Source organism: Geoalkalibacter sp., from assembly GCF_030604225.1.
Taxonomy (GTDB): domain Bacteria; phylum Desulfobacterota; class Desulfuromonadia; order Desulfuromonadales; family Geoalkalibacteraceae; genus Geoalkalibacter.
The window spans coordinates 1-7,823 of sequence record NZ_JAUVWH010000142.1 but is presented as its reverse complement, the minus strand read 5'-3'; the positions used below and the strand labels follow the sequence as shown (position 1 = coordinate 7,823).

Genomic DNA, 7,823 nt, shown 5'->3' with positions numbered 1-7,823 from the left:
GCGCAGGTTGGGCTGCCATTCGACGCCGGTGTAGTCGTTGTGTTCCCACTTGGTGCCCAAGGTGGCTTCGAGCCGCTCGGGCACCAGGGTGATGCGATCCTGGACAAAGGCGCTCCACAGGTGGTCGGTTCGCTTGGGCGGTGCGAAGGAGGTCAGGAGCGTTGAGTCGAGGCGATCGTCCATGCGCCGGTAGCCCAGCCCCCAGGTCAGTTCGTGTCGCGGCAGGGGCAAGAAGCGATGCTGGAAATCAAAGTCGTAGGTGGTGAGGCGATGGTCGAAGACGAAATCCTCGTAGCTGCCGCGGTCGAGGTACGCTTGCACGCTGAGATCGCCGGCCGTGGCGAGCTCCTTCTGCCAGCGTCCCAGCAGGAACCCGCCATCGAAATCGGCATCATCGTTGATTTGGCGGGCGTATGGCGCGATCAGGAGGGGCTCGACGATCGTTTGCCCGGCCTTGCCGCCGTAGGCTTCCGCCTGCAAGGTCAGGGACGTGCGCGGATCGATCTCGCGATCGAAGCGCAAACCGGCACGGTGCCGGTGCAAATCATCGGAGGGCTCATGGGTGGACGCTTCGCCGGGGCCTTGACCGCTGTATTTGGCGAAGATGCGGAAGTGATTGTCGTCACCGCTCTGCCAACCGTGGCGCGCCGTTACCGAGGCATATTCCTCGCTGCCGGCGGCGGCGCTCACCAGGGTCCCCTGGGTATGGGCGGCGTGGCGGGTGATGATGTTGATGACGCCGTTGACAGCGTTGGCGCCCCAGAGGCTGCCGCCGGGACCGCGCACCACCTCGATGCGCTCGACGTCCTCCAGCACCAGGTCGTGGATTTCCCAGTGCACCCCGGCGAACAGGGGCGTGTAGATGCTGCGCCCATCGATCATCACCAGCAGTTTGTTGGCGAAACGCCCGTTGAAGCCGCGCGCGCTCACCGCCCACTTGTTGGCGTCGATCTTGGCCACCTGCATGCCGGGCACCATGCGCAGCAGATCGGGAATGGTGCCGGCGCCGGAGCGGCGGATGTCCTCGGCGTTGATGACGAAAACGGCCGCCGCCGCCTGGGACAGAGGCTGGGGCGCCTTGGCCACGGACGTCACCTCCATGGCCATGAGTTCCTCCAGGGAGAAGTCCGTCAGGGATTTGGGGGCGCACCAGGCGGGCATGGGCCAGAAAAAGAGGGTGGCGGCCAACCAGAATAAAGACAGGGCAAAAGAGATCATCGAGACATCCGGCAGAGAGATAAAAATGTTGTTCATTCTGCCAAAAACAACGCGGCAAGGCCAGAATTTTCAATAGAAAATTTCAGACCTTGCCGCTGATTTTCGGTTGAAGCAGAGAGGTCTAGATTTTATTCATTGGATCCTTTTCGTAGCCCAGGCGTTGCCAGTCGAGCCGTCCGGTCTCGCCGTGGCAATCAAGACACTTGAGGGCTTTTTCCTTGGGCGCGACCATGTGATTCACTTTCCACCAGGATTCCGTGTCCGCCGCGCCGAATTTGCCGCTGTACGTCAGTCCGAAAGCCTCGGCGCCGATGCGCAGGGTTTTTTCCCAATCAAAGCTCGTCCAGAAACCTTCGGCTCCCGTGGTGTGCATGGGCAGTAGATAGCGGTGTTCGAGATCATAGGGTTGCCGGCCTTTGTGCACCTTGAAGGGAAAGATTTTCGCTGCGGGATCCGTGCGGCTGCCGTGGGGGGCGTTAAGCACCGTCGTTGTGGCCGGGTCGATCTTGTCCCCGACCAGATAGGCATCGGCGCGGCCGTTGTACCAGGCGTAGGCGGGCACCACTTTCAATCCCCATTCGGCATGCCCCTTGCCCTTGGTGTAGACGGCGCGGCCATGCTGGGTTTCCCCGGAATGTTTCTCGGCGAGATCGTCGCGTCCGCCGGTCATCCAGTCCCAGGCCATTTTGGTCGGCACTTCCCGGGCAAAGGCCGGGATGTGGCAGGTCTGACATGCCACGCGGGCGGCATGGCGGTCAAGAGTCGGGTCGGAATGAAGCGCGCCCTCGTGGCATTTTTCGCAGCCGAAGTGGTCGGTGGCGGCGGGCGAGATGGTGAGAGAACGCCCGGAAAATTTGTGGCCGCCTTCGACGTGGCATTGCTGGCAGGTAAAGTCGAGACCGTCGGTCGCCATGTGCACGTCGAGCTGCCGTTCGGGGTAGGCCAGCGAGCTGTCCATGTCGCCGTGCTTGACGCCGTCGCCGCCCCCGCCGGCGAAATGGCAGGCGCCGCAGGTATCGCGGGTCGGCGCGCCGACGTTCTGGGCGACGCGCAGGATGTTGACGGTCTGGAAGACCTCGCCGCCGCTGTTGGTGTCCTTGCGATAGGTGCCCGTGGTGTCGTGGCAGACCAGGCAGTCGACATTTTCTGGTTTGTCGAGAGCGAAGTCTTCACCCACCCAGCCATAGCCGATGTGGCAGGAGGTGCAGCGTGCCCAGTTGGACTTGATGCTTCCGCAGTAGTTGTTGAGCACGTTCTTCTTGCCCAACTCGACCTGCCTTCCGTCGGCGAGGGTCTGCACCTTGGCCAGGGTCCAGTGATTGGTCCGCATGATGCTTTCGGCCGCGTCCTCGTGGCATTTGAGGCATTCCCTGGTGGCGGCGCGTCCGTCCGCCAAGGGTTCGGTGATCGCCTCCCGGTGGGGCGTTGCCCATGCGGTCGAGGCCGCAACGCCCAGGGCGAGTAGGCCCAGTATCCAGCGTTTCATGGCGGTCCTCCGTCAGAATTTCACGGTCATCGACAGGTAGGCGTCCCAGGCGGTATCCACGGCTGGCAACAGGGATACGGCCTTGCCGTTCTTGACGTCCTTCACCTTTTGCGGAGCACCCACCGGCGACCCGCTGCCGGTGTACACATAGTCATAGTAGAGGCCCCCGATCTTGAGGAACATGTTGCGGTTGATGTCGAAAATGTAATAGGCCTCGCCGACATGGCCGCGCGTCGCCAGCTTGGGTCCGATCATATCGTCCTGGGCCTGGGTGAAGGGATTCCAGTATTGGGAGCCGTAGTTGTATTCGAGACCCGCCTTGCCCTTCCAGGACGGAATCTGGATGCCCAGGTAGATCGAATAGCCGTGGTGGTTGTCCGAATCCGTTACCCCCGCCGGGGCGAAGGCGATATTGCCGGTGTCGTCTAGCACCGCCCGGTAGACCGGGTCGGAGAGCAGACCACCGAACATGCCGGATTTGCCGTTGGGTTCGCTGTAGGTCCAGCCGCCGGAGACAAACCAGTTGATGCCGTTTTCTTCCTGACGCGTAAAGCCGATTCCGCCCAGGGTGATGTCGCCTATGTTGGTGGCGGGCTGCACGCGGGTCACGAAATTGAAGCTCGGGAAATTCTGCAGGTCGTTGTTGAGATCGAGCTCAAAGAGTTCGGCAAATTGGTTGGGAAAGGCGATCAAGCCCTTGAAGCCGTCGGTGACGTCCATGGCGCGGAACAGGGTCAGCTGCAGGAAGTTGGTGCCGTCGTTGAGGGCGTCGATATTGAAGCCGCCCAGATGCACGTCCTTGGTGTTGATCTGATTGAACATCTCGCCGTTGCCCCACTCGGACTCAAAGCCCTGACCATAGCAAAAACGCACCGTCTGACCTTCGATGCCGGTCAACTCGCTCAGTTTGTAGCCGGCGGTGATGCCGTCGAAGTTGAAGTGCACCAGATGCCCGGACGGGGTGCCGCCGCGCAGTTCGTTTTCCCGCAGGTGGCTGGGAGCGCCGTAGGTCGAGGGGCGCCGGCCGATGGACAGATAAAAGTTCGAGCCGCCGATGTCCTTCCAGTCGAAGAAAGCCCTCTCCACATGCAGCCAGTCGCCGGTGGTGTTGCCGCTGTTGGTGCCGTCCATGGTGAAGGCGCCCCAGGAGTCGAACACCTTGACGCCGGTGGAATCGCCCCAGTTCTTATACATGAGCAGCCGTCCGATGAAATCGACGTTGTCGGCCACCTTGGCTTTCATACCCAGGCGCAGGCGGGTGGTGTAGATGATGTCGTTGTTGAGATCGTAGGTGCGTTTTTCCTGCATGGCAAAAGGCATGACACCGGCCAGTTGGCCGTTCATGAATGCCTGCGCCAGGTCGGGATTGCCTGCCATCATTTGGCCAAGGGCAGAGGTGGGGTCCGCAGGATTGCCGAATTCACCCTGCATGGCGCGGGCGCCGAAGTCGTCGAAATCGATGTTGATACCCGGATTGAAAGTCACATCGCGGTAGTGCAGGGTGTCAGCCTTGACCCGCAGATCGCCGCTCCACTGGATACGGTCGAGGGTCGCATGGCGCTCGGGTTTGTCGATGCGCGCCGAAAGATACTCCAACTCTTCCGTAAGTTCCTCGATCTGTTTGCGCAAGGACTCAATGTCCTGTTGGGTGGCGGCGAAAAGGTTGGCGGGCGCGCTGACCAGCAGGGCCAGCAGAAGGGCGATCAGTCGATACATGAAATCCATGCCTCCAATAAGAGAGAACGAAGGGGGGTTGGCAGCGAATGCGCAGGCATCAGCCGCAGGTATCGGGCTGGGGCGAATCCGCGGCGTGGTCGTGGACGTATTGCAGGATGTCGTTGAGTTCCTCGGCGGAGAGGCCGCTCCAGGCCTCAGGTTTCTTGCCATGCTTGTCGCGTTCAAAAAACCGTTGCCATTGCGCCTGGGTTTTGGTCAGAGGCGCCAGTTTGCCGCCTTCGGCGCCGTCGACGTGGCAGGATTTGCAGCTTTTCTTGAACAGGAATTTGCCCTTTTTGGGGTTGCCGACTTCCAGCGCCCAGGCCGAAGTGACACCCAGGGAAAGGACGATCAGGAGGGTGATAAGCTTTGCCGTTGTTTTCATTGCGCTGCTCCTTTTTGTTGGTGGTTGGCGAGTTGACTTCAAAATTTGTATTGTTGTTTATTTAAATAGTAGGAAATATGAATTTACATGACGCTCCTTGCTCTCGATGTGGTCCTTGTCGCCTAGTAAATCCCGTGCTGGTTGAGATAAGGTCCGAACTTTTTGTCGGTTCCCTGGATGTGGTTGATCAACCAGCCCTTGAGAAAGTTAAAAACATCCGAGGAAAAAACTTTCTCGCCCTTCTCGAACCTGGCCTTGAGTTCGATCACCCGCTTGACCAGCTCGTCATGCTCCTGCTTGTGGCTTTCGAATTCGGGGTAGTTCTTGGCCTGCATGAACTTTTCCTCGGTGGCGAAATGCTGGGCGGTATAGTCGATGAGATCGAGAAAGATCGAACCCATCAGGGTGTTGCCCTGGCCGGTTTTCATCGCCTTGTAGAGCTGATTGACCATTTCGACCAGGCGCTGGTGCTGGCGATCGACGACGCCGATGTTGACGCTCAAGGCCTCGTCCCAGGCAATCAGGACATGGCCCTGCGAGATGGATTCCGAGGGCGGGGCGAGGTGGCGTTGCTCGGATCGTTGGGGCTGCGGCGGCGCGACAGGCCAGTGAGGCACCGGAGGGTGGACTGGTGGCCGCTGTTGAATTTGGGGACGCGGACCAGGCCCCGCGGCGCCCAGATTGAAACGCTTGAGCTGAGCGTGAAGCAGCTTTGCCTGGCTGGAGAGTTCCTCGGCCGCCGCCGCGCTTTCCTCGGCGCAGGCGGTGGTCTGTTGGGTGGCCTGGTCGATCTGGGAAAGGCCCAGGGTGATCTGGCCGATGCCTTGCGCCTGCTCGTGCGAGGCCGCGGAAATTTCATCGACCAGATCGGCGACCCGATGGATCCCGGAAGTGATTTCCCCCAAGGCGTCGGCGGTGCGATGGGCGATTTGCCCGCCGCGGTTGCTGCGTTCCACGGCCTGCTCGATCAGTGCCGAGGTCTCCTGGGCCGCCTTGGCGCTGCGGGCCGCCAGGTTGCGCACCTCCTCGGCGACCACGGCGAAGCCTTTGCCGTGCTGGCCGGCACGCGCCGCCTCGACGGCGGCGTTGAGGGCCAGCAGGTTGGTTTGAAAGGCGATTTCGTCGATGGCCTTGATGATGCGCGAGATGCTGTGGCCCGATTCGCTGATGGCGCGCATGGCGTGCATCATCTCCTGCATTTCCTGATTGCCGTGATCCGCCGCCTCCCGCGCCTGGCGGGCCAACTGGCTGGCCAGGCGCGCATGCTCGGCGCTTTGGTCGGTTTGAGAGGCAATCTGGTTCATGGAGGCGGAGATTTGTTGCAGGGAGCTGGCCTGCTCGGTGGCTCCCTGGGAGAGGGTTTGGCTTGATTCGGCGACCTGGGCCGAACCGCTGGTGATCTGGTCGCCGGCCTGGCGGATGGCGCCGATAAGTTGCTTAAGATCCTGGCCGAGCTTGGCCAGGGCCTGGCGCAGACTATCCTCCTCATCTGCTAACTGAACGCTGATGTTGAGATCGCCTCGCGCCAGTTTCTCCAGGCCGGCGATCACTTCGTTTTGCAGGCTATCGGCGAACTGATCCATGGCGTCAGCCATGCGGCCGATTTCATCCCTGCGCTTGATCTGCAGGCGCTGGCCGAGATGACCGCGCCGCATGTCGTCGATCATGAGGGCGGCACTGGCCAGGGGCGATGAGATGTCGTGGCTGATGAGCCAGCCAAAGCACAGGGCCAGCATCGCCCCCAACAGCACGGCGGCCGCGGCCGTGCGATTGCCGGTGACGACCGCGGCATCCGCGGATGACTGACTTTGTTCGGCCAGGGTGCGGCTCAGGGCGACCAGCTCGGTGAGCAGGGTGCTGGCCTGGACGAAAGACTCCTGGGCGGAGCCGAAGGCCACGCGCACGGCATTGTTGAGCAATTCGATATCGGCATCCAGAATGATCTGAGCCATGTCGAATTCTTCTTCCATTGCTTTGAGGGTGGGTTTGACTTGCTGCGCGAAGAGCACCCGCGCTTCCGGTGCATTGCCGGCGGAAATCAGCTCATTGATGCGTCGGCCGAGTTGATGGAGTTTTTCGTGGGGAGCCTGAAGGGCTTGAAGGCTGTCCCGTAGATCCTCGTGCTCGGTGTGGAAATCAGCCAGCCATCGACCCAATGCGCAGCGGGTTGGATCCTGCTCCCCCGCGAAGGGCGTGCCTGAATGGATCGCGGCTTCCATCCGCCCCACCCAGAGCACATGGTCGAGCTTGCGTGCCACCAATTGGCTTTGCAAGGCGACGACGTTTTCGTTTTTGACCAGTAGGATGCTGTCGATGACGCTGCGGTTTTGCCTGGCCCACTGCTCCCAGGCATTACTAAAGGCATTCCAGAGCTCCTGCTCGTGTGCCGATTTGGGAAGGGCGTCATAAAAGGCGAAGGCCTCCTGGGCTTTTTCGCGGAAAAGCTGCTGCTGGGTTACAGAGCGGGCACGGTCGCTGTGGGTGAGGTTGGGGATGAGCATGGTGCGTTCTTCTGCCTTGATCAGGGCCTGGTTTTCAAGGATCTGTCCCAGGGCTTCGACACTGGGCAGCCGCAGGGTGGAGATTTCATCCATGGCCTGATCAACCCGGCTGATACCGTACCATCCCACCGCACCCACCAGTGCGCAGACCAGGGCCACGACAGAAAAAGCGGACATCAGCTTGCCGAATATTCTCATGGACGTCTCCAAATTTAATTTTTCTAACACCGAGGCTTTATTCACGTTTGATGCCAAAATTGTGTTTCGGAAACCACGGCACATTTTCGGGGATTGCGGGGCAATCTTGCAGGGTTTTGGCGGCAGGTTGGTTCGTGTTTTAGCGGAGGCGGGCCTAATTGCGCACTTGCCGAAGGCCCTCAGCATCAGGACGCTTGCTCTCTGGCCCGAGGCATGTAAAATGGGCACTGCGGTCAACGCGATGCCATCCCAAATCTGCCTGTCTGAAGGAGGATCTCTTCAATGAGCCAGAACGTCAGCTACAAGGAACTCGGCCTGG

At 60.7% G+C, this 7,823-nt stretch carries 5 protein-coding genes; all 5 read right to left on the bottom strand.

Annotated elements, in window-relative coordinates; all coding sequences use genetic code 11:
* The coding region (locus tag QAT43_RS13110) for a TonB-dependent receptor plug domain-containing protein (RefSeq protein WP_305043533.1) at positions 1–1,218 on the bottom strand (1,218 nt) is incomplete at its 3' end.
* A gap of 121 nt (positions 1,219–1,339) precedes the next feature.
* On the bottom strand, positions 1,340–2,704 hold the full coding sequence (locus tag QAT43_RS13105) for a tetrathionate reductase family octaheme c-type cytochrome (RefSeq protein WP_305043532.1): 1,365 nt from the start codon (positions 2,702–2,704) through the stop codon (positions 1,340–1,342).
* Between the two features lie 12 nt (positions 2,705–2,716).
* On the bottom strand, positions 2,717–4,420 hold the full coding sequence (locus tag QAT43_RS13100; RefSeq protein ID WP_305043531.1) for a DUF3373 domain-containing protein: 1,704 nt from the start codon (positions 4,418–4,420) through the stop codon (positions 2,717–2,719).
* 58 nt (positions 4,421–4,478) lie between these two features.
* Positions 4,479–4,805 (bottom strand): c-type cytochrome, encoded by a 327-nt coding sequence (locus QAT43_RS13095; protein WP_305043530.1) that lies wholly within the window; start codon positions 4,803–4,805, stop codon positions 4,479–4,481.
* A gap of 122 nt (positions 4,806–4,927) precedes the next feature.
* Entirely contained in the window at positions 4,928–7,504 is a 2,577-nt protein-coding gene (locus QAT43_RS13090) for a bacteriohemerythrin (protein WP_305043529.1), read from the bottom strand.
* Positions 7,505–7,823 lie beyond the last annotated feature (319 nt).